This is a genomic window from Pseudomonas sp. PvP025, assembly GCF_017832155.1.
Taxonomy (GTDB): domain Bacteria; phylum Pseudomonadota; class Gammaproteobacteria; order Pseudomonadales; family Pseudomonadaceae; genus Aquipseudomonas.
The window spans coordinates 2,781,829-2,806,072 of sequence record NZ_JAFIBJ010000001.1; the positions used below are offsets into that span (position 1 = coordinate 2,781,829).

The window sequence follows — 24,244 nt, forward strand, 5'->3', positions numbered from 1 at the left end:
GTGTGGAATCAGGAGTTCCGATGCGCTTACCTCAGTTGTGTCTGTTGGCAGTCATCATGGCCGGGGCCACGGCCCACGCTGAAGAAACCTCGAACAACGGCAGCTCCACATCGTTGTCCCTGAGTGCGGGCAGCCAGATGAACGAGTTGCAGCAACGCTTGAAAGAAAGTGAACGGCTGCGTGAAGAACTGAGCAGGCAACTGCAAACCGCGGACACCAGCCGTGAAAGCGCTCAACTGAGCCGTTTGCGCCAGGAGAACCAACGCCTGGCCCAGCAGCTTAAAGAAACCCAGGGCAGGGCCTTGAGCCGCTGGCTGACCGAGCAGCAGCAGTGGTTTGTCACTGGCGCCGCCGTCGCCCTGATCGCCCTGCTGTGCGGGATCTTCGCCAGCGGTGGGCACCGTCGCCGTCGACAATGGCTAAATTGAGTGAGTCATGAGCGAGCTGTTACTGATAGACGATGACCAGGAGCTCTGCGAGCTGCTGACCAGTTGGTTGGGCCAGGAAGGTTTCCAGGTGCGCGCCTGCCACGATGGCTTGAGCGCCCGTAAAGCCCTGGCCGACAGCGCGCCCGCCGCCGTGGTGCTTGACGTGATGCTGCCCGACGGCAGTGGCCTGGAACTGCTCAAGCAACTGCGTAACGACCACCCGGATCTGCCGGTGCTGATGCTCTCGGCCCGCGGCGAACCGCTGGACCGCATCCTCGGCCTGGAACTGGGCGCCGACGATTACCTGGCCAAGCCCTGCGACCCCCGCGAACTTACCGCCCGCCTGCGCGCGGTGCTGCGCCGCAGTCACCCGGCCGCCGTGTCCACCCAACTCGAACTCGGCGACCTGTGCTTCAGCCCGGTGCGTGGCGTGGTCAGCATCGACGAGCAGGAATTTGCCCTCACCGTCTCCGAAAGCCGCTTGCTCGAAGCCTTGCTGCGCCAGCCAGGCGAGCCGCTGGACAAACAGGAACTGGCGCAGATCGCCCTGGGCCGCAAGCTGACGCTGTACGATCGCAGCCTGGACATGCACGTCAGCAACCTGCGCAAAAAAATCGGCCCGCACCCGGATGGTCGGCCACGGATCGTGGCGCTGCGCAGCCGTGGCTACTACTACAGCCTCTAAATGCCGCGCCGGTCTCTGTGAGTCAGCGAATACCTCTGTGGCGAGCGAGTTTGCCTCGCGTTTTGGGGCTGCTGCGCAGCCCGACGCAGGACAAGCCTGCTCGCCACAGAACTATCTGTAGCGCCATTCGCCGTGGCAACTTTGTCAGGCGCACGCCAAATCGTCTTTACCGAAGCTTTACCCTGTGCTGACAGCGGTTGACCTTGATCGCCGTACTCTACTCACATCCGGACTCACCGGAATAGAGACAGGAGAATCACCATGCGCAAGACCCTTATCGCTTTGATGTTCGCCACTGCCCTGCCCGCTGTTGCCATGGCCGCCATGCCGGAAGGTCCAGGCCCAGGCGCTGGCCCGATGGGCGGCCCTGAAGGTCACATGATGGGTGGCCCAGGCCCTGGCGCTGATCATGGCCCACGTGGCCGGGGTGGTCCTTTGCGCGAGCTGGACCTGACCCCTGAACAGCATCAACAAATCGGCCGCCTGATGCGCGAACAGATGGAAGGCCGTCGCGAGCTGGTCAAAAAGTACCTCGACAAAATGCCGGCTGCCGACCAGAAAGCCATGCAGGATGAGAAGGACGCCAGCCGCAAGAAAACCCAAAGCAGCATTCGCGCTGTGCTGACGCCCGAGCAGCAGAAGCAGTTCGACGAGATCGTCAAGAAGCAGGACCAGCGTCGTGCCGAATGGCGAGAATTCAAAGCCTGGAAAGCGCAACAGCCGCAAAAAGCGCAATAATGCCCTAGTGTTACTCCCCCAGCCCAGCGGCCCTGAGTCGCTGGGCTTTTCCTGTTTGAGGGTTTCCTGTGCGTTCATTGTTCTGGCGCATCCTGGCCAGTTTCTGGCTGGCCATCGCGTTGGTTGCCGGGTTGTCGCTACTGCTTGGGCATATGCTCAATCAGGACGCCTGGATTCTCAGCCGTCATCCCGGCGTCAGCAACCTGGCCGAAGAGTGGACCCAGCTGTACGAGGCCCAGGGCGAGGATGCGGCGCAGGAACTGCTGCAACAGCGCAAGCGCCAATACCACATCGACGTGCAGGTGCTCAACGAAAGCGGCGAAGCGGTAGTGCGTGGCACCTTCCCAAAACGGGCCGCTGCGTTTGAAGCACGCCAGACCGACGGGCAGGACGGTCCTCTGCCCTGGCGGCGCCTGACTGCCGAGTACACCAGCGAAAAAACCGGCGACACCTACCTGTTCATCTACCGTATTCCGCACCCGGAACTCGACCAATGGCACCGCAGCAGCCTGGCGTGGCCATTGAGCGCCCTGGCGATTGCCCTGGTGGTGCTGACCCTGTTCAGCCTGTTCGTGACGCTGTCCATCACGCGCCCACTAAGCCGCCTGCGCGGCGCGGTGCATGACCTGGGCCAGGCCACCTATCAGCAAAACAGCCTGGCGCGCCTGGCCAACCGGCGCGATGAGTTCGGCGTACTCGCCACCGACTTCAACCGCATGGGCGCCCGCCTGCAAAGCCTGATCGGCAGTCAGCGCCAACTGCTGCGCGATGTGTCCCATGAACTGCGCTCGCCGCTGGCGCGCCTGCGTATCGCCCTGGCCCTGGCCGAACGCGCCGGCAGCGAAGAACGGGAAAAACTCTGGCCGCGCCTGACCCGCGAATGCGACCGCCTGGAAGCACTGATCAGCGAGATCCTGGTGCTGGCGCGGGTGGATGCCGACAACGCCAGCGTCGAGGACATCGACCTCAACCTGCTGCTCAAGACCCTGCAAAAAGACGCCCAGCTCAGCGCGCCGGAACAGACGGTGCAGCTCACCGCCGCCGCCGACCTGCACCTCAAGGGCTGGCCGACCATGATCGAGCGCGCGGTGGATAACCTGCTGCGCAACGCCCAGCGCTTCAACCCGCCCGGGCAACCCATCGAGTTGCAGGCGCAGCTTCAGGGCGAGCGCATCCTGATCAGCGTGCGCGACCACGGCCAGGGCGTCGAGGCCGCGCACCTGAGCCAGCTCGGCGAGCCGTTCTATCGCGCGCCCGGCCAGACCGCCCAGGGCCACGGCCTGGGCCTGGCGATTGCGCGCCGTGCCGCCGAGCGCCATGGCGGCAGCCTGATCCTGGCCAACCATACCGACGGCGGGTTTATAGCGAGCATCGACCTGCCGTTGGTGCCCGGGGTTGTCACAGCGGTGTGATGATCTTCTATAGTGGCCCTTCTCTTACGGAGGGCCCTAGATGACTGACCTGCTCAACACCATCCAAGCCGCACTCGCACTGCCCGCCACCGCGCCGACCTTCAACGGGGCCGGCGCCCTGCCCTCGGCCTTCGCCGTCACTGACCTGGCCAGCGCCAGCATCGCCGCCGCCGGCCAGGCCGTGGCCCGGTTGATCGAACAACAGACCGGGCGCCTGCCCGAAGTGAGTGTCGATCGACGTCTGGCGTCTTTCTGGTTCGCCTCCTCGATCCGCCCGCAGGGCTGGCAGGTGCCACCGCTGTGGGACGCCGTCGCAGGCGACTACGCCAGCGCCGATGGCTGGATTCGCCTGCACACCAATGCGCCCCATCATCGCGCCGCGGCCGAACGGGTACTCGGCAAGGTGGCCGACCGTGCCGACATGGCCGGGAAAGTCGCCCGCTGGAATGCCGCCGAACTGGAAGAGGCGATTGTGCAGGCCAACGGTTGCGCCGCGCAGATGCGTTCCGCGCAGGACTGGCAACGTCACCCCCAGGGGCTGGCGGTGAACAGCGAATCACTGGTGCAGCGCGAGACCTTTGCCGCTGCCCGCGAAACGCCCTGGCTCGGATCCATTGCGCGGCCGCTGGCCGGTGTCAAGGTGCTGGACCTGACCCGCGTATTGGCCGGTCCCGTGGCCAGCCGCTTTCTCGCAGGATTGGGCGCGGACGTGTTGCGCATCGACTCACCGACGTGGAACGAGCCCGGAGTGGTGCCGGACATGACCCTGGGCAAACGCTGCGCGCGTCTGGACCTCAAGCGCAGCGACGATCGCCAGGTGTTCGAGGGCTTGCTCAAGGACGCCGACATGCTGATCCACGGCTACCGCGCCGATGCCCTGGAACACCTGGGCTACACGGCGGCTGAGTGGCAGGCGCTGGCCCCCGGACTGATCGACGTCGGCCTCAATGCCTACGGCTGGAGCGGCCCGTGGCGCAATCGTCGCGGGTTCGACAGCCTGGTGCAGATGAGCTGCGGAATTGCCCAGGCGGGCATGGCCTGGAAACAGGCCGACACACCGGTGCCGCTGCCGGTGCAGGCATTGGATCACGCGACCGGTTATCTGATGGCGGCCAGCGCCCTTCAGGCCTTGAGCGAGCGCCTGCGATCAGGGCGTGGCGGTTCGGCGCGCGTGTCCCTGGCGCGAACGGCGAAGTGTTTGCTGGAGGCGGGACACGTACCGGAGCAACCGGCATTGCGCGCCGAAGAGCCCGGCGATCAAGGCCTGGTGGTGGAGCAGACCGCCTGGGGCCCGGCGCATCGGCTGCTGGCACCGCTCAACATCAGCGGCACGCCGTTGCAATGGGATTTGCCGGCGCAGGCATTGGGCTCGCACCGGGCGCAGTGGTAAACCTGTATCTGCGCCTATCAAATACCGATTGCGCATGCGTTATTTCAGGCAACACCCCTCTTTGTGGCGAGCGGGCTTGCCCCGCGTTGGGCTGCGCAGCAGCCCCCAATCAAGCAAAACGCGGTGTACCTGATACGGCTCAGCGTCTGGTTTTGGGGCCGCTGCGCAGCCCAACGCAGGACAAGCCTGCTCGCCACAGGGAATCTGCGCTTAACTGACTGGCATTAGGGCTTGCCCGCTCGCCACAGAGTCTCCCGTTTGCCGCGCGACAGCGTTGAGTCCAAATTTAGCGGAGACTCCCACCGTCGAATCGCATTTCAACGGCTGTACGCGGTCAGAGCTGTGGGAGCGGTTCACCTATCTGTGACATAGAGGAGAGATGCCGATGGCCACCTTTGAACCTGGACACCTGCATGTCGAGCGCCATGCGCTCAACCAGGACGACTACAGCTATAACCTGCACATCGATTACGAAGTCAGCCAGGACCCCAAGGAAGGCGCGGGCATGCTGTTCAAGCTGCACGGCTCGGTACAGGGCAAGGACCTCAACGAGGCGTTCTTCCTGCCCAAGGACCAGGCCTTCGATTTTGCCCGGCACGCCATGCACATCGCCTACAGGTACGGTATGCCGAAAACCGCGGTCTTGAATGGCACGATGCACAAGCAATACGACCAGATGTTCGAGGATGTGCGCCATCAACTGGACGTGAAGTCCGGTGACCCGGTCAAACCCGAGCACCTGGAGTAGGAACACCGCCACTCCCCTGTGGGAGCGGGCTTGCCCGCTCCCACATTTTGATCCCCGTCATCTGCAAGGCATACTTGCCGCCTCCCGCTCCCCAGAATGACTAGCGCCCCATGCGTATCCACGTCAGCTTTATCGACCGCGTCGGCATCACCCAGGAAGTCCTGGCCCTGCTCGGTGGGCGCAATCTCAACCTGGATGCGGTGGAGATGGTGCCGCCCAACGTGTATATCGACGCACCGACCCTCAGCGCTGCGGTGCTGGAAGAGCTGCGCGACGCGCTGTTCAGCGTGCAGGGCGTGCAGTCGGTGACGGTGGTCGACATCCTCCCCGGCCAGCGCCGGCACCTGCAACTCGATGCGCTGCTGGCCGCCATGACCGACCCGGTGCTGGCCCTGGACAGCGCGGGCAAGATCCTGCTGGCCAACCCGGCGTTGATCGCGCTGTACGGACGCGAACCTGCCGGCGAAAGCATCAGTGAGCTGTTCAGTGACCCGGCGCTGCTCGACGCCTTGCTCGAACACGGCTTTCGCCTGCCCTTGCGCGAGATCAGCGTCAACGGCCAGACCCTGTTGCTGGACGCCACGCCGATTACCGATGCCGGCGCACTGCTGACCCTTTACCAGCCCAACCGCATCGGCGAGCAATTGTCGGCGCTGCACCATGACCATGCCGAAGGGTTTGATGCGCTGCTGGGGGAATCCGCGGTGATCCGCACCTTGAAAGCGCGTGCGCAGCGGGTGGCGGCGCTGGATGCACCGCTGCTGATCCAGGGTGAAACCGGCACCGGCAAGGAGCTGGTGGCCCGTGCCTGCCATGCGATCAGCGCGCGGCACAGTGCGCCGTTCCTGGCGCTCAACTGCGCGGCGCTGCCGGAGAACCTCGCCGAAAGCGAGCTGTTCGGCTACGCCCCCGGTGCTTTTACCGGCGCCCAGCGCGGTGGCAAGCCGGGGCTTATGGAGCTGGCGAACCAGGGCACGGTGTTTCTCGATGAGATCGGCGAAATGTCGCCGTACCTGCAGGCAAAGTTGCTGCGCTTTCTCAACGACGGCAGCTTTCGTCGAGTGGGCGGAGATCGCGAGGTGAAGGTCAATGTGCGCATCCTCAGCGCCACCCACCGCGATCTGGAAAAAATGGTCAGCGAGGGCACCTTTCGCGAAGACCTGTTCTACCGCCTCAATGTGCTCAATGTCGAAGTGCCGCCGCTGCGTGAGCGCGGCCAGGACATTCTGCTGCTGGCGCGCTATTTCATGCAGCAGGCCTGCGCGCAGATCCAGCGCCCGGTATGCCGCCTGGCACCCGGCACCTACCCGGCCCTGCTGGACAACCGCTGGCCGGGTAATGTGCGCCAGTTGCAGAACGTGATCTTCCGCGCCGCGGCCATTTGCGAAAGCAGCCTGGTGGACATTGGCGACCTGGATATCGCCGGCACGTCCGTGGCGCGCCAGAGCGACGGCGAGGTCGAGAGCCTGGAACAGGCAGTGGAAGACTTCGAGCGCGACCTGCTGGACAAGCTTTACAGCCGCTACCCCTCGACCCGCCAACTGGCGAGCCGGTTGCAGACCTCCCACACGGCTATCGCCCATCGCCTGCGCAAGTACGGCATTCCCAACAAACCCTGAAGCTGTGCACCGATCAAAATGTGGGAGTGCACTTCGGCCTTGAGTTTTGGTCCAGGAACGACATCCAGTGTACTGAAAGCGCTACAGCGGAACGATATCGATACACCCGCTGTTTTGACGCGCCCTGCAAGGCTTTGATCCACATAGGCTTTTTTTCACAGCCCCACCCGTAACGATATCGCTACACACAACGCCTCTAACGTTATATTCATATTTATCAACTCATTGATTTATATGGAATTATTCATATTGGCCGCAATATTGCTAACCAACTCCCATCATTCCGATTCTGGCCCCAGGAGTTTCCATGAGCGAGTTGCGTTTTACTGAAGATCACGAATGGCTGCGCGCCGAAGCCGACGGCAGCGTCACCGTGGGTATCACCGCTTTCGCGCAGAACGCGCTGGGTGATGTGGTTTTCGTGCAACTGCCGGAGTTGCAGGCCTACACCAAAGGCGCTGAAGCCTCCACCGTAGAGTCGGTGAAAGCCGCCAGCGGCGTGTACATGCCGCTGGACGGCGAAGTGCTGGAAGTGAACGACAAGCTCGATGGCAGCCCGGAGCTGGTCAACGAAGACCCGATGGGCGAAGGTTGGTTCTTCCGCTTCAAACCGGCCGATACCGAAGCGGTCGCCAAATTGCTCGATCAGGACGCATACGATCGCCTGATCAAAGCCAACGCTGAAGCTTGAGGAGCCCACCATGACCATCACTCTCGGCACTGCCAACGAATTCATCGCCCGCCATATCGGCCCGCGCCCGCAGGACGAGCAGCACATGCTCGCCAGCCTGGGTTTTGACTCCCTCGAAGCCCTCAGCGCCAGCGTGATCCCGGAAAGCATCAAGGGCACCAGCGTGCTCGGCCTGGAAGACGGCCTGAGCGAAGCCGAGGCCCTGGCCAGGATCAAGGCCATCGCCGGCAAGAACCAACTGTTCAAGACCTACATCGGCCAGGGCTACTACAACTGCCATACGCCGTCGCCGATCCTGCGCAACCTGCTGGAAAACCCGGCCTGGTACACCGCCTACACCCCTTACCAGCCGGAAATTTCCCAGGGCCGTCTGGAAGCGCTGCTGAACTTCCAGACCCTGATCAGCGACCTCACCGGCCTGCCGATCGCCAACGCCTCCCTGCTCGACGAAGCTACCGCTGCCGCCGAGGCCATGACGTTCTGCAAACGCCTGAGCAAGAACAAGGGCAGCAATGCCTTCTTCGCGTCGATCCACAGCCACCCGCAAACCCTTGACGTACTGCGTACCCGTGCCGAGCCACTGGGCATCGACGTGGTGGTGGGCGATGAGCGCGAGCTGAACGACGTGAGTGCCTTTTTCGGCGCGCTGCTGCAATACCCGGCCAGCAACGGCGATGTGTTCGACTACCGTGAGCTGACCGAACGCTTCCACGCCGCCAATGCGCTGGTGGCCGTAGCCGCCGATTTGCTGGCACTGACCCTGCTGACCCCGCCGGGCGAGTTCGGCGCCGACGTGGCCATCGGCAGCGCGCAACGCTTTGGCGTACCGCTGGGCTTCGGTGGCCCGCACGCGGCTTACTTCTCCACCAAGGATGCGTTCAAGCGCGACATGCCGGGCCGTCTGGTCGGCGTTTCCGTCGACCGTTTCGGCAAGCCGGCCCTGCGCCTGGCCATGCAGACCCGCGAGCAACATATTCGTCGCGAGAAAGCCACCAGCAACATCTGCACTGCCCAGGTGCTGCTGGCCAACATCGCCAGCATGTACGCCGTGTACCACGGGCCCAAGGGCCTGACCCAAATCGCCCAGCGCATTCATCACCTCACTGCGATCCTCGCCAAAGGCCTCACTGCTCTGGGCCTGAAGGTGGAGCAGCAACACTTCTTCGATACCCTCACCCTCCACACCGGCGCCAACACCACCGCCCTGCACGACAAGGCGCGCGCCCAGCGCATCAACCTGCGCGTGGTGGATGCCGAGCGCGTGGGCCTGTCGGTCGACGAAACCACCACCCAGGCCGATATCGAAACCCTGTGGTCGATCTTCGCCGATGGCAAACCTGTGCCGGCCTTCGACAGCGAGATTACAGGCCGTCTGCCTGCCGCGCTGCTGCGCACCTCAGCGATCCTCAGCCACCCGGTGTTCAACCGTTACCATTCCGAAACCGAGCTGATGCGCTACCTGCGCAAGCTGGCCGACAAGGACCTGGCGCTGGACCGCACCATGATCCCGCTGGGCTCGTGCACCATGAAGCTCAACGCCGCCAGCGAAATGATCCCGGTGACCTGGGCCGAATTCGGTGCCCTGCACCCATTCGCCCCGGCCGAGCAAAGCGCCGGCTATCTGGAGCTGACCACCGACCTGGAAGCCATGCTCTGCGCGGCCACCGGCTACGATGCGATTTCGCTGCAACCGAACGCCGGTTCCCAGGGCGAATACGCAGGCCTGCTGGCCATTCGTGCCTATCACCAGAGCCGTGGCGATGAACGTCGCGACATCTGCCTGATCCCCTCATCGGCCCACGGCACCAACCCTGCTACCGCCAACATGGCCGGCATGCGCGTGGTGGTTACCGCCTGCGACGCTCGCGGCAACGTCGATATCGACGACCTGCGCGCCAAGGCCATCGAGCACCGCGACCACCTCGCCGCGCTGATGATCACCTACCCGTCCACCCACGGCGTGTTCGAAGAAGGTATCCGCGAAATCTGCGGGATCATTCACGACAACGGCGGCCAGGTGTACATCGACGGCGCCAACATGAACGCGATGGTCGGCCTGTGTGCACCGGGCAAGTTCGGCGGCGACGTGTCCCACCTGAACCTGCACAAGACCTTCTGCATCCCCCACGGCGGCGGCGGCCCGGGCGTTGGCCCGATTGGCGTCAAGTCGCACCTGGCGCCGTTTCTGCCGGGCCACGCGGCCATGGCACGCAAGGAAGGCGCGGTGTGCGCGGCGCCGTTCGGCAGTGCAAGCATTTTGCCGATCACCTGGATGTACATCAGCATGATGGGCGGCGCAGGCCTCAAGCGCGCTTCGCAGTTGGCGATCCTGAATGCCAACTACATTTCCCGTCGCCTCGAAGAGCACTACCCGGTGCTCTATACCGGCAGCAACGGCCTGGTGGCCCACGAATGCATCCTCGACCTGCGTCCGCTCAAGGACAGCAGTGGCATCAGCGTGGATGACGTCGCCAAGCGCCTGATCGACTTCGGCTTCCATGCGCCGACCATGTCGTTCCCGGTAGCGGGCACGTTGATGATCGAGCCGACCGAAAGCGAATCACGGGAAGAACTGGACCGCTTTTGCGAGGCCATGATTGCCATCCGTGAAGAGATCCGCGCAGTGGAAAACGGCACGCTGGACAAGGATGACAACCCCCTGAAAAACGCCCCGCACACCGCGGCGGAGCTGGTTGGCGAGTGGAGCCACCCGTACAGCCGTGAACAGGCGGTATACCCGGTTGCGTCGCTGATCGACGGCAAGTACTGGCCGCCGGTTGGGCGCGTGGACAACGTGTTCGGTGATCGCAACCTCGTGTGCGCCTGCCCGTCCATCGAAAGCTACGCCTGAGCTGGGAGGGAGCTTGCTCCCTCTCACACTTCGCACTTTTCCAGGAGCTGAACATGTCCACCGACAATTTATTGAAAACGCCCTTGCACGCCCTGCACCTCGAACTCGGCGCACGCATGGTGCCCTTCGCCGGCTACGACATGCCGGTGCAATACCCGCTGGGCGTGATGAAGGAACACCTGCACACCCGTGAGCACGCCGGGTTGTTCGACGTGTCCCACATGGGCCAGATCCGCCTCAGCGGCGCAAATGCCGCCAAGGCCCTGGAAACCCTGGTGCCGGTCGACATTATCGACCTGCCGGTGGGCATGCAGCGCTACGCGATGTTCACCAACGAGCAGGGCGGCATTCTCGACGACCTCATGGTGGCCAACCTCGGTAACGACGAACTGTTCCTGGTGGTCAACGCCGCCTGCAAGGATCAGGACCTGGCGCACTTGCGCAAACACATCGGTGATCAATGCAGCATCGAACCGCTGTTCGAAGCGCGCGCGCTGCTGGCCCTGCAGGGCCCGGAGGCGGTAAAGGTACTGGCGCGCCTGGCGCCGGAAGTCACCCGCATGACGTTCATGCAGTTCGCCAGCGTTCGCCTGCTGGGGGTTGATTGCTACGTGAGCCGTTCGGGCTACACCGGTGAAGATGGATTTGAAATCTCCGTACCCGCCGCCAATGCCGAAAGCCTCGCGCGCAGCCTGCTGGCCGAAACCGAAGTGCAGCCCATCGGCCTCGGCGCCCGCGACTCCCTGCGCCTGGAAGCCGGCTTGTGCCTGTACGGCCATGACATGAACACCGACACCACGCCGATTGAAGCGAGCCTGCTGTGGGCGATCTCCAAGGCACGTCGTAGCGACGGCGCTCGCGCCGGCGGCTTCCCGGGCACCGAACACATCTTCAGCCAGCAACAGGCCGGCGTAAACCGCAAGCGCGTAGGCCTGCTGCCCCAGGAACGGACACCCGTGCGCGAAGGCGCAGAGATCGTCGACGCACAGGGCACCGTTATCGGCAGCGTCTGCAGCGGCGGTTTTGGTCCGAGCCTGGGGGGTCCGTTGGCAATGGGCTATCTGGACAGCGCCTTCACTGCGCTGGATACCGAGGTGTCAGCATTGGTGCGTGGGAAAAAGGTGCCATTACGTGTAAGTAAAATGCCATTTGTGCCGCAACGTTACTACCGTGGCTGATTGACCGTTTCTATAAGTAACGCGGTTGCGTTAATGCGCACTAAACTGTCACGCAACCGCCATAAAACAGTGCATCGCCGATAGACTTTCTTATAGGCAATCCCCTATAACAAGTGAACTTCTCTATCGAATAAGGTCGCGCTGGTTTGTTGATCAAAGTGCCACGTGGCCTAGTAAATACTGGGGGTTTGGCAGGGCTTGTTTTTTCTGCGTTAGTTGGCGTAGAGTTTGTCCACTGTGTTTGCATGGGTCGCTTGGAACCTGGACCTGGGCAGTAGCTGCTGTAGTTTGCTACAACCCGTTCGACGTCTCTTACTTTCCTGCAACCCAGCCCAGTGCTCTTTCATGTGAAAGGGGCTGTCATTAATTTTTAGCGTCAAAGGAAAGAAGAAATGTCCACACGTCAGAGCGGTACCGTCAAGTGGTTCAATGACGAAAAAGGGTTTGGTTTTATCACGCCAGAAAGCGGTCCGGATCTGTTCGTGCATTTCCGCGCCATCCAGGGCAACGGCTTCAAGAGCCTGAAAGAAGGCCAGAAAGTAACTTTCGTTGCTGTGCAAGGCCAGAAAGGCATGCAGGCTGACGAAGTACAAGCAGAAGGCTGATCGCGCCTGCCACAAAAAGCCCCTGATATGACATCAGGGGCTTTTTTATGGACGCGAATCCGTAAACTGGGCGTTTTTCTGCGAGAGCCCTGCCATGCCCAAGCCCCTGCTGAGCCCCCAAGGCGCGTTCCCCGCCGCCGGCCTGAGTCGTCGCCTGGCAGCGATGCTCTATGACGCTCTGTTGTGCACTGCGCTGCTGATCGTCACCGCTTTTATCTACACGCTGGTGTGGATTGCGTTCGTGGGGGAAGCGAACATGCGCGCGCTCAGCGAGTCCGGCGCGCTGGACGGTGACCCGATACTGTCGACCCTCCTGCTGTTTGTGCTGTTCGGCTTTTTTGCCAAGTTCTGGACTCACTCCGGGCAGACACTGGGCATGCAGGTCTGGGGCGTGCGCGTGCAGAACGCCGACGGCTCGCGTATCAGCCTGTGGCAGGCGCTGTTGCGCTTTATGGTATCGATTGCGTCGTGGCTGTGCGTGGGGCTTGGGTTCGTCTGGTCATTGTTCGATAAGCACAAACGCAGCTGGCATGACATCTACTCGGACACGCAACTGGTGCGAATCCCCAAGCAGAAAAAATAATTCCGAAATAATGAAAATCCAAATGTGGGAGCAAGCTTCCTCCCACATTTTAGCGATGTCCGGCTGGCGTCAGGCGTTGCCGGCCAGCTTGAGCCGCGCAGCCTGGGTGAAATCCAGCATGCGCTTGAGCGGGCGCACCGCATGGGGGATCACCGACGGCTCGACGAATATCTCGTTACTGCCCTCACGCAAGCACTGCAACGTGCGCTCCAGGGTATTCATCGCCATCCACGGGCAGTGCGCGCAACTGCGGCATGCGGCGCCGTTGCCCGCTGTGGGCGCTTCGACAAAAACCTTGTCCGGGCACAGCTGCTGCATCTTGTAGAAGATGCCGCGGTCCGTCGCCACGATGAAGGTCTTGTTCGGCATGCGCTGCGCTGCAGCGATCAGTTGGCTGGTGGAACCCACCGCATCCGCCAGTTCGATCACGGCGGTCGGCGACTCGGGGTGCACCAGGATCGCAGCGTCCGGGTACAGCGCCTTCATGTCTTCGAGCTGCTTGGACTTGAACTCTTCGTGGACGATGCAGGCACCGTCCCACAGCAACATGTCGGCGCCGGTCTGACGCTGAATATAGGTGCCCAGGTGCTTGTCCGGCCCCCAGATGATGGTCTCGCCGTTGTCCATCAGGCTCTCGACGATTTCCAGCGCGCAGCTGGAGGTCACCACCCAGTCGGCACGGGCTTTGACCGCTGCCGAGGTGTTGGCATACACCACCACGGTGCGCTCGGGATGCTGATCGCAAAACGCCGAAAACTCATCCACCGGGCAGCCCAGGTCCAGGGAGCAGGTGGCTTCCAGGGTCGGCATGAGGATGCGCTTTTCAGGGGTGAGGATCTTGGCGGTCTCGCCCATGAAACGCACGCCGGCCACCAGTACGGTTTTGGCCGGGTGAGCAGCGCCGAAGCGCGCCATTTCAAGGGAGTCGGAGACGCAGCCACCGGTTTCTTCGGCCAGGGCCTGAATCACCGGATCGCAGTAAAAGTGGGCAACCAGCACCGCGTCCTGAGCGTTGAGCTCGGCGGCGATAGCGACGCGCAGGGCGGCCTCTTCGTCGGCGCTGAGGGCCTTGGGCGCCTTGGCGTCGAGATGGGCTTGAACCAGTAGGCGTTCGGAAATGTGCGTCATGTTCGCAAGACCTGCAGGCGCAGTTGCGCGAAAGTCGAGTGTACCACCGGCTCTGGAGCCCTTCGGGCGCCGCCGGACGAAGTGATTGTGTTCATCAAGCACGGGTGAAGCTGCGCAAGGCTACAGAATATCGAATCGATTCAAAAGCCTAATCTGGCGCTGACGTGCGCATCTGTCAGGCCATAAAACAGGAAACCGGGTTTCCTGTTTTATGGACGTTGTCAGCGCGACAGGGCGGAGGGATCTTCCTGCAGCAGCACAGCGGCATGCATGTGCGCCAATGCCTCCTTGAGCGTAGGCTCTTCCAGCGCCTCCCTGGACTTATTGCTTTCCCTTGCCGCGTGTTCCAGCAATGCCACGTAGTCACGCCTGGCCGAAGCGTGCCGGGGCACAAACGTCTCGTCGACCTGCTTGCCCATCACGTATTTTTGCGTACGCGTATCCTGGCTTGCGGACTGCGAGACAGAGGCCCGGGTAAGCATTCCTTCCTTATACCCCAGATGGGTCGAGCTGCTGGCCGTGTCCTCGACCTGCACATAAAGGTAATTCTGCGATTCGGCCGTGGTGCCGAGCGCGGGGTTTAGGGTGCCGTTCAGATCCTTGTGGAAACTGGCGGACAGGCTCGATTGCTGATCCTGGGTCACGCTGCGGTCCAACGTGCTGCTGCCACCCACGCGGGTGTTCTGCGCCACGTCGTAGGCAAAGCTATCGACCTCGGACGGACGCATCGGGTTGGAAGCCTCGCTGGCCTGTTTGATCGATGCCTTGAAGTCAGCCAAGCCACTGAGCAAGCGCTGATCTGCCGGATTGCGGGTCAGGGCCTCGGGTGCAGCGGCACCTTGAGGATAATTGCTGTTCATGGCGCTGAACGCGTCCTTGAACATGCCCATCAATGGCGCCTTGGCATTGCCCCGCTCCTGCACTCGATCAAACTGAGCCAGGTAGCTTTTCAGCGCCTTGGCCTGTTGCTGAGCTTCGCCGAGGATCGCAGCGTTTTTCAGGTCCACCGCGAGGCTCAATTCGCCATCCGCACCACTCATGCGGGTGGTACGGCTCTGGTTGTCGGCGTGAAACGCAAGGGTCTGCTGCTGCGTGTCCGCTATCTCCAACCTGGCGTTGAGGTCGACGGATGCCAATATTCCGGAATCGAACCGGGTCAGGCCGCCCAGATCGAGCTTCGGCGGCACGGCGGTCAGCCCGTCGACCGCTGCCTGGAACGCGCTGCTCAACTGACCGACGGCCTTGAGCTCATCGTCGCTCAAGGTGCCACCGTCCACAGTGGCCTGAACGCCCAGGCCATCACTCTGGCTGGATAAACTGAAGGTGATGGTCTGGCCGCTGGCGGTCTTGATGTTAAGGCTGACCAGATTGTCGGCCTTACTGTGCAGCAGCGACTGACTGAGCTTGAGCTCGCCGGCACTTTCTGCGCCTGCATAGCGTACCGACTGGGAAATATCCGTACCGCCCACGGCAAACTGAGCCACCAGACTGTCGCCCAGGCCTTTGAAGCGGTTGGCAATGGATAATGCGTTGAAGTTGGTATTGATCGCCTTGCTCAGGGTGTCATGACTGTCACTCTCCCAAGCCAGCGCCGGGGCCTGGCCGGGCAGTTGCCCACGCACAGAGTAGGTGCTGGAGAGCGTGTCGGATACCACGTTGCCCAGACTGACGACGGATGAAGGTCGATCAGCAACAGGGGTATCGCGTGGCTGGGCGGCAAGTGGTTGACCCGCAAGACGCAGAATCGGGCTGAGGCTGGAGCTGATGGGTGAAAGCGTAGTCATGACGATCCCTGTCGTGAGTTGAGCAGTCTCCAATTTAACCAAGATGGGGTGCGATTGACAGCGGGTTGATTTTGACTTTTCAACCAGGCAAAAAAAAACCCGGAAATCCTCACTTTCGTGGGCCTTCCGGATTTTCTAAACCGCCAAATATGGTGGGTCGTGTGGGATTCGAACCTACGACCAATTGGTTAAAAGCCAACTGCTCTACCAACTGAGCTAACGACCCGCTGTGTGGTGGCGCGCATAATACTGATTTCTAAGGATTATTCAACACCTTATTTGAAATAAATCAGAAATACCGCGTTGCATCTGCAATTGTGGCCGTTTTCAGGCCCTCTCAGCGGCCAGGCTCGTCGTTCCACAGGTACTTGTGCAACTGCAATTGCAGACGCACCGGCAGGTTGTCCGCCACTACCCAGTCTGCCAGGTCGCGGGCGTTCAGGTCGTGATGGCTGGGAGAGAACAGCACTTCACCGGCGCGACGGTCCAGGCCATATTGGATCAGTTTGGAGTTGGCCCAGTCGTAGTCTTCACGGGAACAGATGACGAACTTGACCTGATCGTTGGCCGTCAGCAAATCCAGGTTCTCGTAGAGGTTACGGTGTGCTTCCCTGGAGCCCGGTGTTTTGAGGTCGACCACGCGGCTTACACGCGGGTCGACAGCGGAGATATCCAGCGCACCACTGGTTTCCAGAGACACCTCGTAGCCGGCGTCGCACAACTGCTTGAGCAAAGGGATGGCATTCGGTTGGGCCAGGGGCTCACCGCCCGTTACACAGACGTAGCGCGGCCGGTAGCCGGCAACCTGCTCGAGGATGTCGTCGAGGGTGCGCACGGTGCCGCCGCTGAAGGCGTAAGCGCTGTCGCAGTACTGGCAGCGCAACGGGCAACCGGTGAGGCGCACAAAAACCGTGGGCAGGCCGGCGGTTCGCGTTTCACCCTGCAACGAGTAAAAAACTTCGGTAATACGTAATGTGTCTTGCATAGTCGCCACGGGCGTAACAGCTAAACAGGCTGTCCGCCTCCGTCAGGCACTTCAAGGGGTTGCGCCAATGCGCCGACCCCAGGAAGCGGGTGTCATAAAAGGGCGTGGATTCTAACGAAAAAACCCGCGCCAGGCGCGGGTTTCTTCTGAACGGACTGCATGGCTTACAAGCGCTGCAGATCCCGCTGGGCCAACTGCGCAGCTGAGGTGCCCGGATATTGGGCCACTACCTGCTGCAGAATGCCTTTGACCTTGTCGGTATGACCCAGGCGGCGTTCTACGTCAGCGAGTTTGTACAGCGAATCCGGCACCTTGGCGTGCTTGGGGTACAGCTGGCTGACCTTGGCAAACGCCTGGCCGGCACCTTGCAGGTCACCCTTGGCCAGGTTGACCTCGCCCAACCAGTATTGGGCATTGCCCGCGTACTGGCTGTTTGGGTATTTACGCAGGAAAGCGGCAAATGCCTGGCTCGCCTTGTCGAAATCCTTGGCTTTGATCAGGTCGAAGGCTGCATCGTAATACAGTTTTTCCTTCGCCGGATCGCCCGGTTCGCTGCTCGCGGCAGGGGCCTGGCTGGCAGCCGCCCCTGCTGCTGCACCACCGGCAGCGGCACTTGGCGCGCCACCGGCAGAAGAATTATCAGGAGTAGCGGCAGGTGTTACGCCGGCTCCAATACGTCGATCAAGATCCTGGTAACGCTCCAGGCCTTCTTGCTTGAGCTGATTCACTTGATTCTGCAGAACTTCAATGGTGCCTTGTTGCTGCGCCAATTGATCCTGCATGCGTTGCAGCTGATTGAACAGTTCGCCCTGTGCCGAAGGGGCGGACGTCGCCGCCCCCCCGGCATAGGCGCCGTTCGTGCCATAACCCGCTGGCGGATAGCTGCTCCCGCTATTGTTATAGCCTGAGTTGCTGTCCGTTACAGGAACCGCAGCCCACACCGCAAGCGGTGCGAGGCTGAGAGCCAATACAGTTAGAGCACGACGGCACGTTCGCATGACGAATTACTTACGCAGTTCGACGCGACGGTTTTGAGCCCAGGACTGCTCGTCGTGGCCAGTAGCAACTGGACGCTCTTTACCGTAGGAAACCAGTTCCAGTTGGCCTGGAGCAACACCTTGCAGTACCAGGTAGCGCTGAACGGCTTTCGCACGACGCTCGCCCAGTGCCATGTTGTACTCACGAGTACCACGTTCGTCGGTGTTACCTTCCAGAACAACGCGAGCGCCGTTAGCTTTCAGGTCCTTGGCGTGAACGTCCAGAGCGCGCATGGCTTCTGGTTTCAGGTCCGAACTGTCGTATTCGAAGTAGAAAGTGGTGATAGCGCGCAGAGCAGCTTCTTCGCTCAGGGAGCCGTCAACTGCACCCGTGTTAGCGCCGTAACCAGCGTTTGGATCAACAGCTGCGCCTTCACCGGCGTTGTCGCCGCCTTTGGACGAGCAACCAACGGCTACGGACAGAGCCAGAGCCAGAGCAGCAAACTTACCAAACTTCAGCATTTCCATCGTGAAACTCCTAATGAACCCCAGTGTGTTAAGCAAATCTCTTTTTTTGTAGCGCCGCGTCAGTTCAGGTAAGGGGACCAGGATGGTTCTCTGACTTCGCCTTGTGCGGTAGGAAGCGGGAGCCTTACGCGTCCATTAATGGACACGAGCATCAAGACTCCCCGGCCCTGCTGGCGGGTGGCGTAGATTACCATGGTGCCGTTGGGCGCAACAGTGGCTGACTCATCAAGGTTGGTATCTGTAAGGATTTTTACGGTTCCACGCTGCAAATCCTGGGCCGCAACCCGGAAATTAGTGAAACCATCCTGACGGTGAATCATCACCAACGTCTTTTCATCGGCCGAAAGCTTCGGATTAGCATTGTAGTTGCCAATGAAGGTTACGCGTTCTGCGCCACCACCACCCACGCTCGTTTTATAGATCTGTGGCTTGCCGCCCCGGTCCGAGGTGAAGTAGATGGTCGAACCATCCTTGCCCCAGAACGGTTCAGTGTTGATGCCAGGACCGCTGGTCACGCGGCTGATCTGGCGCGAAGCCATGTTCATCACGTAGATATCCGGGTTGCCGTCCTTGGACAGCACGAACGCCAGGCGCGAACCATCCGGCGACCAGGCCGGCGCACCGTTGAGGCCTTCGAAGTTGGTGATCTGCTCACGACGCCCTGTGTCGATGTGCTGGACGAAGATGCGCGGGCGCTTCTGCTCGAACGAGACATAGGCAATACGCTTGCCATCCGGTGCAAAACGCGGCGACAGGATCGGCTCACGGGATTGCAGCAGGGTTACGGCGCGTGCACCGTCGTAATCCGAGCGCTGCAGCGTGTAACGGGTGTTGTCCACCGAGAAACGCTCAGCCGTGACATACAGCAGGCGCGTGGAGAACGCCCCTTTGATGCCGGTGAGCTTTTCAAACGACTGGTCCGAAATGTAGTGGGCCATGTCGCGCAGTTGCTCGGCAGTGCCCGACACGCTGCCGGTCAAAACCTGCTGCTCGGTGGCCACGTTGAACAAGGTGTACTGGATCTGCAGGCGACCGCCGGCCGGCGTGATGCTGCCGACCATCAGGTACTGCGCGCCCACTGCTTTCCAGTCACGGAAGCTGACTTCGCTGGCCTGGGTTGGCTGGCTGATCATGTTGCCTTTTGGAATCGGTGCGTAGTAGCCGGAGTTGCGCAGGTCGTCGCTGACGATCTGGGCCATGTCATCCGGCAGCACGCTGCCGCCCTGCCAGCCGAACGGCACCACCGCGATCGGGGTGGCCCGATCACTGCCGCTGGTTACCAGGATGTTCTTTTCATCCGCCGCCGCTATCCCTGCCATACAGCAAATAACGACAAGCATTCCTCGAAGAAGGTTTCTCACAAGGCTAGATCCTCAGGTGTGAATGTCATCTTGAATGAACGATAGGGAGCGAAGTCGCTTGGTTTCATTCCCTGCATCTCGGTCAACCGGCCAATGTTCTTGACCGCGGCAACCGCCGAACTGTCGAACGAACCGTCACCACTGGACTTGGCCACGCTGACCGAAGTCACCGTACCGTCCGGCAACATGCCGATCTGCAGCACTACTGTCATGCCTTTACGTGCCGAAGGTGGACGTGTCCAGCCTTCTGCTGCCCGTGCCCGAATCAGGTCGTCGAAACTGCCCGCTACTTCATCGCCACGCTCATCGGCCAAGGCTTGCTGACGCTGCGGCGTGTCGGAGAGCAAATCTGCCAGGGCCTGAGCCTTTTTCTCTTCGGCGGATTTACGCGCTGCTTCCTGGGCCTTCTTCTTGGTGGCGTCGGCGGCAGCTTTCTTCTTCGCGTCGTCGGCGACTTTCTTCTTCGCCTCGTCTGCTTCAGCTTTTTTCTTGGCGTCTTCGGCGGCTTTCTTCTTCGCGTCTTCGACAATCTTTTTCTTGGCTTCTTCAGCGGCCTTTTTCTTGGCCTCTTCTTCAGCAGCTTTTTTCGCTTCTTCTTCAGATTTCTTCTTGGCTATATCAGCCAATTGTTTCTCTTCAGCTTTTTTAGCTTCGGCAGCTTTGTCGGCTTTCTTGGCTTCATCAGCCTTTTTGGCCTCGTCGGCTTTCTTCGCTTCGTCAGCTTTTTTCGATTCCTCGGCCTTTTGAGCCGCCTCTTCTTTCTTTTGTTCCGCAGCCGCCTTCACCGCTTCCTGCTCGACCTTCTTCTGTTCCATCTGCTCGACTTCGGTCTGGCGCGCGGCCGACTTCTGGGCCTCACCCGCAATCTTCTGATTGGTCTGGGTGGTAGCCTGACTTTTCGATTTCAGTTGATACAGGGTCGCCTGCACGATCGGCTTGGCCGGCGGCAGGTCCGGGGTCATGGCAAAGCTGACGAACAGCATGCCGAACACCAGCACGTGCAGGGCTATCGCCCACACGCCAGGCCAGAAGAAGCTTTCCGAGGCGGACGGCTCTCGCTGTTGCTGCATCAGGGCGCCTCGGTGATCAGGCCAACGTTACCGACGCCGGCCTTCTGCAGCCCGCCCATGGCGCCCATGACGGAGCCGTAGTCAACCGATTTGTCGCCGCGGATGAAGACCTGGGTGCGCTTGCCGCCTTCGTTGCCGGAGCGAATGATCTTGGTCACCGCATCGGTCATCGCCGGCAGGGTCAGGGCCTTGTCCTGCTGTTTCTGGGTGTCGACTTCGCTGCCAAGGTTCCAGTAATAGGTCTTGTCGGACTTGATCGAAATGGTCAGCACCTGCGTGTTGTTGTCCTGCGGCAAGGCTTCACTGGAAACCTTGGGCAGATCAACCTTCACGCCCTGGTTGAGCATCGGCGCGGTCACCATGAAAATCACCAGCAGCACCAGCATCACGTCGATGTAGGGCACTACGTTCATCTCGGCGACCGGCTTGCGCTTTTTGCGCGCTCGAGCGATTAAAGCCATTGGGAATTACCTGCTTATTCTTCGCTGGTGTGCACTTTACGGTGCAGGATCGCCTGGAATTCATCGGCGAAGGTGTAGTAACGGCCGATCAGCGTCTCGCTGGTGGCAGCAAAACGGTTGTAGGCGATGACTGCCGGGATCGCCGCGAACAGGCCGATTGCGGTGGCGATCAGCGCTTCGGCGATACCCGGGGCCACGGTGGCCAGGGTCGCCTGCTGGGCCTGGGCCAGGCCGCGGAACGAGTTCATGATGCCCCACACGGTGCCGAACAGGCCGATGTACGGGCTGACGGAACCCACAGTGGCCAGGAACGGCAAGCTTTGCTCAAGCTTCTCTTCTTCACGGGAAATGGCGACGCGCATGGCACGGGCCACGCCTTCCATAACGGCTTCCGGATCGACGCCGGGCTGCTGACGCAGACGGGAAAACTCCTTGAAACCGGCACGGAAGATCTGCTCCACACCCGAATCCGGGTCCGGGTTGCTGCCAGCCTGACGGTACAGCTTGGACAGGTCGATACCCGACCAGAAGCGCTCCTCGAAGCTCTCCAGGGCACGTCGACCGGCACGCAGCATGTTGCTGCGCTGGAAAATCATGACCCAAGAGGTAACCGATGCGGCTACCAGGGTCAGCATGACCAGTTGAACCACAACACTGGCATTGCTGACCAGGCTCCACATGGAGGAATGGTCGACGACGGTAGGTTCCACGCTAAATCTCCTGCTCTGATTGTTTACCCGCGCCGCTCACGGCGGCAAAGGCCGCACGTAGAGTTTCGGGAATGGCCCGAGGTTTCAAACTATTGGTGCGCACACACGCCACCAGAAACTGCCCCTCACAGAGCAGCGTTGCATCCGTTGCCCGCCTGACCTGCTGTTTGAAACGCAGGCTGACACGGTTCAATTCGATTACTTCAGCGCTGACCAGCAACTCGTCGTCCAGGCGCGCAGGTGAGTGGTAGCGCGCCTCACTGGAATGCACGACGAATAACAGGTCCTCCCCTGCCAGCGTGGATTGGGCAAAGCCCAGCTCCCTTAGCCGCTCGGTTCGAGCCCGTTCCATGAACTTGAGGTAATTGACGTAATACACGATGCCGCCGGCATCGGTGTCCTCGTAATAAACGCGACAGCGATGTACGAACGACTGATCCACGTTTTGCGCGCGCATACTCTAGTGCTTACTCCTCAGGTTGCCAATCCGGCCCGCCACTGTTTTTTCATTCCCGTTCTTCATCCTGAAGAATATTTACAACGACTGAATGACGACGCCAGACACTGGGACAGCACAAACCTCAGATAAATCGCGCGGCGCAAGCTTTTAATCGTCCACTGCATCGAGGAATTCGTCTACCACGGGCATCTCTCCCAATCGTGACGGAATATTTAACCCGAAGTGCAAATAAGCATGACGCGTCACCACTCGCCCCCTCGGCGTGCGCATGATGTAGCCTTGCTGGATCAGGTACGGCTCCAGCACATCCTCGATGGTATGGCGCTCTTCGCTGATAGCGGCGGCAAGGCTGTCGACCCCTACCGGGCCACCGTCGAACTTCTCGATCATGGTCAGGAGCAGGCGTCGATCCTGGTGATCGAAGCCATGCTCGTCCACATCCAGCAGGTTCAGCGCCAGGTCCGCCACGGCTTTGGTGATATGCCCCTTGGCGCGCACCTCGGCAAAGTCGCGTACGCGGCGCAGCAGACGGTTGGCGATACGTGGCGTGCCGCGAGCCCGACGGGCGATTTCAAAGGCACCTTCAGGGTCCAGCGGCAGGCCGAGAATACCTGCCGACCGTATGACAATGGTCGCCAGGTCCGCCGTGCTGTAGAACTCCAGACGCTGAACGATACCGAAACGGTCGCGCAGCGGGTTGGTCAGCATGCCTGCACGGGTGGTCGCACCCACCAGGGTAAAGGGCGGCAGGTCGAGCTTGATCGAACGGGCAGCCGGCCCCTCGCCGATCATGATGTCGAGCTGGAAGTCTTCCATGGCCGGGTACAGCACTTCCTCGACAATCGGCGACAACCGATGAATCTCGTCGATAAACAGCACGTCATGCGGTTCAAGGTTGGTCAGCAGCGCCGCGAGGTCGCCGGGACGCTCAAGCACCGGGCCCGAGGTGGACTTGATCGACACGCCCATTTCATTGGCGATGATCATGGCCAGGGTGGTTTTACCCAGCCCCGGCGGACCGAAGATCAGGGTGTGGTCCAGGGACTCGCTGCGCCCGCGCGCGGCCTGGATGAACAGCTCCATCTGCTCGCGCACGGTGGGCTGGCCGATGTAGTCGGCCAGACTCAGCGGGCGGATGGCGCGGTCCTGGACTTCTTCACGGTCGCGCGGGCCGGTGGCCGCAATCAGACGATCAGCTTCAATCACTTAAATCATTCCCTTCAGGGCTCGGCGGATCATGTCTTCGCTGCTCAGGTTCTTGTCCTTGATGGCCGATACCGCCTTGCTGGCCTCCTGCGGCTTGTAGCCCAGGGAAATCAGCGCACTGACCGCATCACTTTCGGCGCTGGCGACCTGCCCCGCCGGCATGTCCGGCTGGTTCGGCACCAGCGCGAACATGTTCGGTACGACTTCCCAGGCCTTGAAGCGGTCCTTGAGTTCCACCAGCAAGCGCTCGGCGGTCTTCTTGCCCACCCCCGGCACCTTGGTCAGCGCCGAGGTGTCCTGGGCCGACACCGCCCGCACCAGCTCATCCACTTCCAGGCTCGACATCAACGCCAGCGCCAGTTTCGGCCCTACGCCGTTCAAGCGAATCAGTTCGCGGAAAAAATCGCGGTCGCGCTTGCCGATGAAACCATAGAGCAATTGCGCGTCTTCGCGCACCACCAAGTGAGTGTGCAAAGTAATCGGCTCACCGACCGACGGTAGGCGGTACAAGGTGGTCATGGGCACTTCAAGCTCATACCCAAGCCCGTTTACATCCAGAATCAGGTGCGGCGGCTGTTTCTCAGCCAGGGTGCCGCGCAGGCGTCCAATCACGGTTCGGATCCTTAAAAAGCATAGGGCCAGATCG

Annotated in this window: 24 protein-coding genes and 1 tRNA gene; 12 read left to right on the forward strand and 13 right to left on the reverse strand. The window is 61.2% G+C overall.

Features of this window, described 5'->3' with window-relative positions:
- Positions 1-20: 20 nt before the first annotated feature.
- The 12 genes from JOE32_RS11740 to JOE32_RS11795 all read left to right on the forward strand — a co-directional run bounded on the left by JOE32_RS11740 (position 21) and on the right by JOE32_RS11795 (position 12,928).
- Positions 21-428 carry a translation initiation factor 2 gene (locus tag JOE32_RS11740; RefSeq protein WP_209984201.1) on the forward strand — a complete coding sequence of 136 codons (408 nt, stop codon included), beginning with the start codon at positions 21-23 and terminating at the stop codon, positions 426-428.
- A gap of 7 nt (positions 429-435) precedes the next feature.
- Entirely contained in the window at positions 436-1,113 is a 678-nt protein-coding gene (locus tag JOE32_RS11745; RefSeq protein WP_209984204.1) for a response regulator transcription factor, read from the forward strand.
- Between the two features lie 261 nt (positions 1,114-1,374).
- A complete protein-coding gene (locus JOE32_RS11750; RefSeq protein ID WP_209984207.1) occupies positions 1,375-1,851 on the forward strand; it encodes a Spy/CpxP family protein refolding chaperone in 477 nt (158 codons plus the stop codon).
- A gap of 68 nt (positions 1,852-1,919) precedes the next feature.
- Positions 1,920-3,263 (forward strand): HAMP domain-containing sensor histidine kinase, encoded by a 1,344-nt coding sequence (locus JOE32_RS11755; protein WP_209984209.1) that lies wholly within the window; start codon positions 1,920-1,922, stop codon positions 3,261-3,263.
- Positions 3,264-3,303: 40 nt separating this feature from the next.
- On the forward strand, positions 3,304-4,653 hold the full coding sequence (locus JOE32_RS11760; protein WP_209984212.1) for a CoA transferase: 1,350 nt from the start codon (positions 3,304-3,306) through the stop codon (positions 4,651-4,653).
- A 385-nt stretch (positions 4,654-5,038) separates the two neighbouring features.
- Positions 5,039-5,401, forward strand: a complete 363-nt coding sequence (locus JOE32_RS11765) for a DUF5064 family protein (RefSeq protein ID WP_209984215.1) — start codon at positions 5,039-5,041, stop codon at positions 5,399-5,401.
- Between the two features lie 110 nt (positions 5,402-5,511).
- On the forward strand, positions 5,512-7,020 hold the full coding sequence (locus tag JOE32_RS11770; RefSeq protein ID WP_209984218.1) for a sigma-54-dependent transcriptional regulator: 1,509 nt from the start codon (positions 5,512-5,514) through the stop codon (positions 7,018-7,020).
- 307 nt (positions 7,021-7,327) lie between these two features.
- A complete protein-coding gene (gcvH, locus tag JOE32_RS11775; protein ID WP_209984221.1) occupies positions 7,328-7,711 on the forward strand; it encodes a glycine cleavage system protein GcvH in 384 nt (127 codons plus the stop codon).
- Positions 7,712-7,721: 10 nt separating this feature from the next.
- A complete protein-coding gene (gene gcvP / locus JOE32_RS11780; RefSeq protein ID WP_209984224.1) occupies positions 7,722-10,562 on the forward strand; it encodes an aminomethyl-transferring glycine dehydrogenase in 2,841 nt (946 codons plus the stop codon).
- 53 nt (positions 10,563-10,615) lie between these two features.
- The gene (gene gcvT, locus JOE32_RS11785) at positions 10,616-11,740 is read left to right on the forward strand and encodes a glycine cleavage system aminomethyltransferase GcvT (RefSeq protein ID WP_209984227.1); all 1,125 of its coding nucleotides are present in this window, start codon (positions 10,616-10,618) and stop codon (positions 11,738-11,740) included.
- Between the two features lie 392 nt (positions 11,741-12,132).
- Entirely contained in the window at positions 12,133-12,345 is a 213-nt protein-coding gene (locus tag JOE32_RS11790) for a cold-shock protein (protein ID WP_003237709.1), read from the forward strand.
- Positions 12,346-12,439: 94 nt separating this feature from the next.
- Complete coding sequence (locus tag JOE32_RS11795) at positions 12,440-12,928, forward strand: RDD family protein (protein ID WP_209984231.1); 489 nt, start codon at positions 12,440-12,442, stop codon at positions 12,926-12,928.
- Between the two features lie 69 nt (positions 12,929-12,997).
- On the opposite strand, the gene nadA is transcribed toward JOE32_RS11795, so the two are convergent.
- The 13 genes from nadA to ruvA all read right to left on the reverse strand — a co-directional run bounded on the left by nadA (position 12,998) and on the right by ruvA (position 24,210).
- Complete coding sequence (gene nadA, locus JOE32_RS11800; protein ID WP_209984233.1) at positions 12,998-14,056, reverse strand: quinolinate synthase NadA; 1,059 nt, start codon at positions 14,054-14,056, stop codon at positions 12,998-13,000.
- A gap of 221 nt (positions 14,057-14,277) precedes the next feature.
- Positions 14,278-15,840 carry a lactate dehydrogenase gene (locus JOE32_RS11805; protein ID WP_245229018.1) on the reverse strand — a complete coding sequence of 521 codons (1,563 nt, stop codon included), beginning with the start codon at positions 15,838-15,840 and terminating at the stop codon, positions 14,278-14,280.
- A gap of 150 nt (positions 15,841-15,990) precedes the next feature.
- Positions 15,991-16,066: transfer RNA gene (locus JOE32_RS11810), tRNA-Lys, on the reverse strand.
- A gap of 111 nt (positions 16,067-16,177) precedes the next feature.
- On the reverse strand, positions 16,178-16,825 hold the full coding sequence (gene queE / locus JOE32_RS11815) for a 7-carboxy-7-deazaguanine synthase QueE (protein ID WP_209984235.1): 648 nt from the start codon (positions 16,823-16,825) through the stop codon (positions 16,178-16,180).
- A gap of 164 nt (positions 16,826-16,989) precedes the next feature.
- Positions 16,990-17,823, reverse strand: coding sequence for a tol-pal system protein YbgF (gene ybgF, locus JOE32_RS11820; protein WP_003237697.1), 834 nt, complete (start codon positions 17,821-17,823; stop codon positions 16,990-16,992).
- Between the two features lie 6 nt (positions 17,824-17,829).
- Positions 17,830-18,330, reverse strand: coding sequence for a peptidoglycan-associated lipoprotein Pal (gene pal / locus JOE32_RS11825; RefSeq protein ID WP_003209827.1), 501 nt, complete (start codon positions 18,328-18,330; stop codon positions 17,830-17,832).
- A 59-nt stretch (positions 18,331-18,389) separates the two neighbouring features.
- Positions 18,390-19,670: a Tol-Pal system beta propeller repeat protein TolB gene (gene tolB, locus JOE32_RS11830; RefSeq protein WP_032871425.1), complete on the reverse strand. Its 1,281-nt coding sequence runs from the start codon at positions 19,668-19,670 to the stop codon at positions 18,390-18,392.
- A 17-nt stretch (positions 19,671-19,687) separates the two neighbouring features.
- A complete protein-coding gene (gene tolA / locus JOE32_RS11835; RefSeq protein WP_003237694.1) occupies positions 19,688-20,761 on the reverse strand; it encodes a cell envelope integrity protein TolA in 1,074 nt (357 codons plus the stop codon).
- Positions 20,761-21,213, reverse strand: a complete 453-nt coding sequence (tolR, locus tag JOE32_RS11840; RefSeq protein WP_162276088.1) for a protein TolR — start codon at positions 21,211-21,213, stop codon at positions 20,761-20,763. Before tolR ends, tolA begins: the two co-directional genes overlap by 1 nt.
- A gap of 23 nt (positions 21,214-21,236) precedes the next feature.
- A complete protein-coding gene (tolQ, locus tag JOE32_RS11845) occupies positions 21,237-21,932 on the reverse strand; it encodes a protein TolQ (RefSeq protein ID WP_003237690.1) in 696 nt (231 codons plus the stop codon).
- Between the two features lies 1 nt (position 21,933).
- Positions 21,934-22,389, reverse strand: coding sequence for a tol-pal system-associated acyl-CoA thioesterase (gene ybgC / locus JOE32_RS11850; RefSeq protein ID WP_209984239.1), 456 nt, complete (start codon positions 22,387-22,389; stop codon positions 21,934-21,936).
- Positions 22,390-22,539: 150 nt separating this feature from the next.
- On the reverse strand, positions 22,540-23,598 hold the full coding sequence (gene ruvB / locus JOE32_RS11855; RefSeq protein ID WP_057007167.1) for a Holliday junction branch migration DNA helicase RuvB: 1,059 nt from the start codon (positions 23,596-23,598) through the stop codon (positions 22,540-22,542).
- The gene (gene ruvA / locus JOE32_RS11860) at positions 23,599-24,210 is read right to left on the reverse strand and encodes a Holliday junction branch migration protein RuvA (RefSeq protein ID WP_046069316.1); all 612 of its coding nucleotides are present in this window, start codon (positions 24,208-24,210) and stop codon (positions 23,599-23,601) included.
- Between the last annotated feature and the right edge of the window lie 34 nt (positions 24,211-24,244).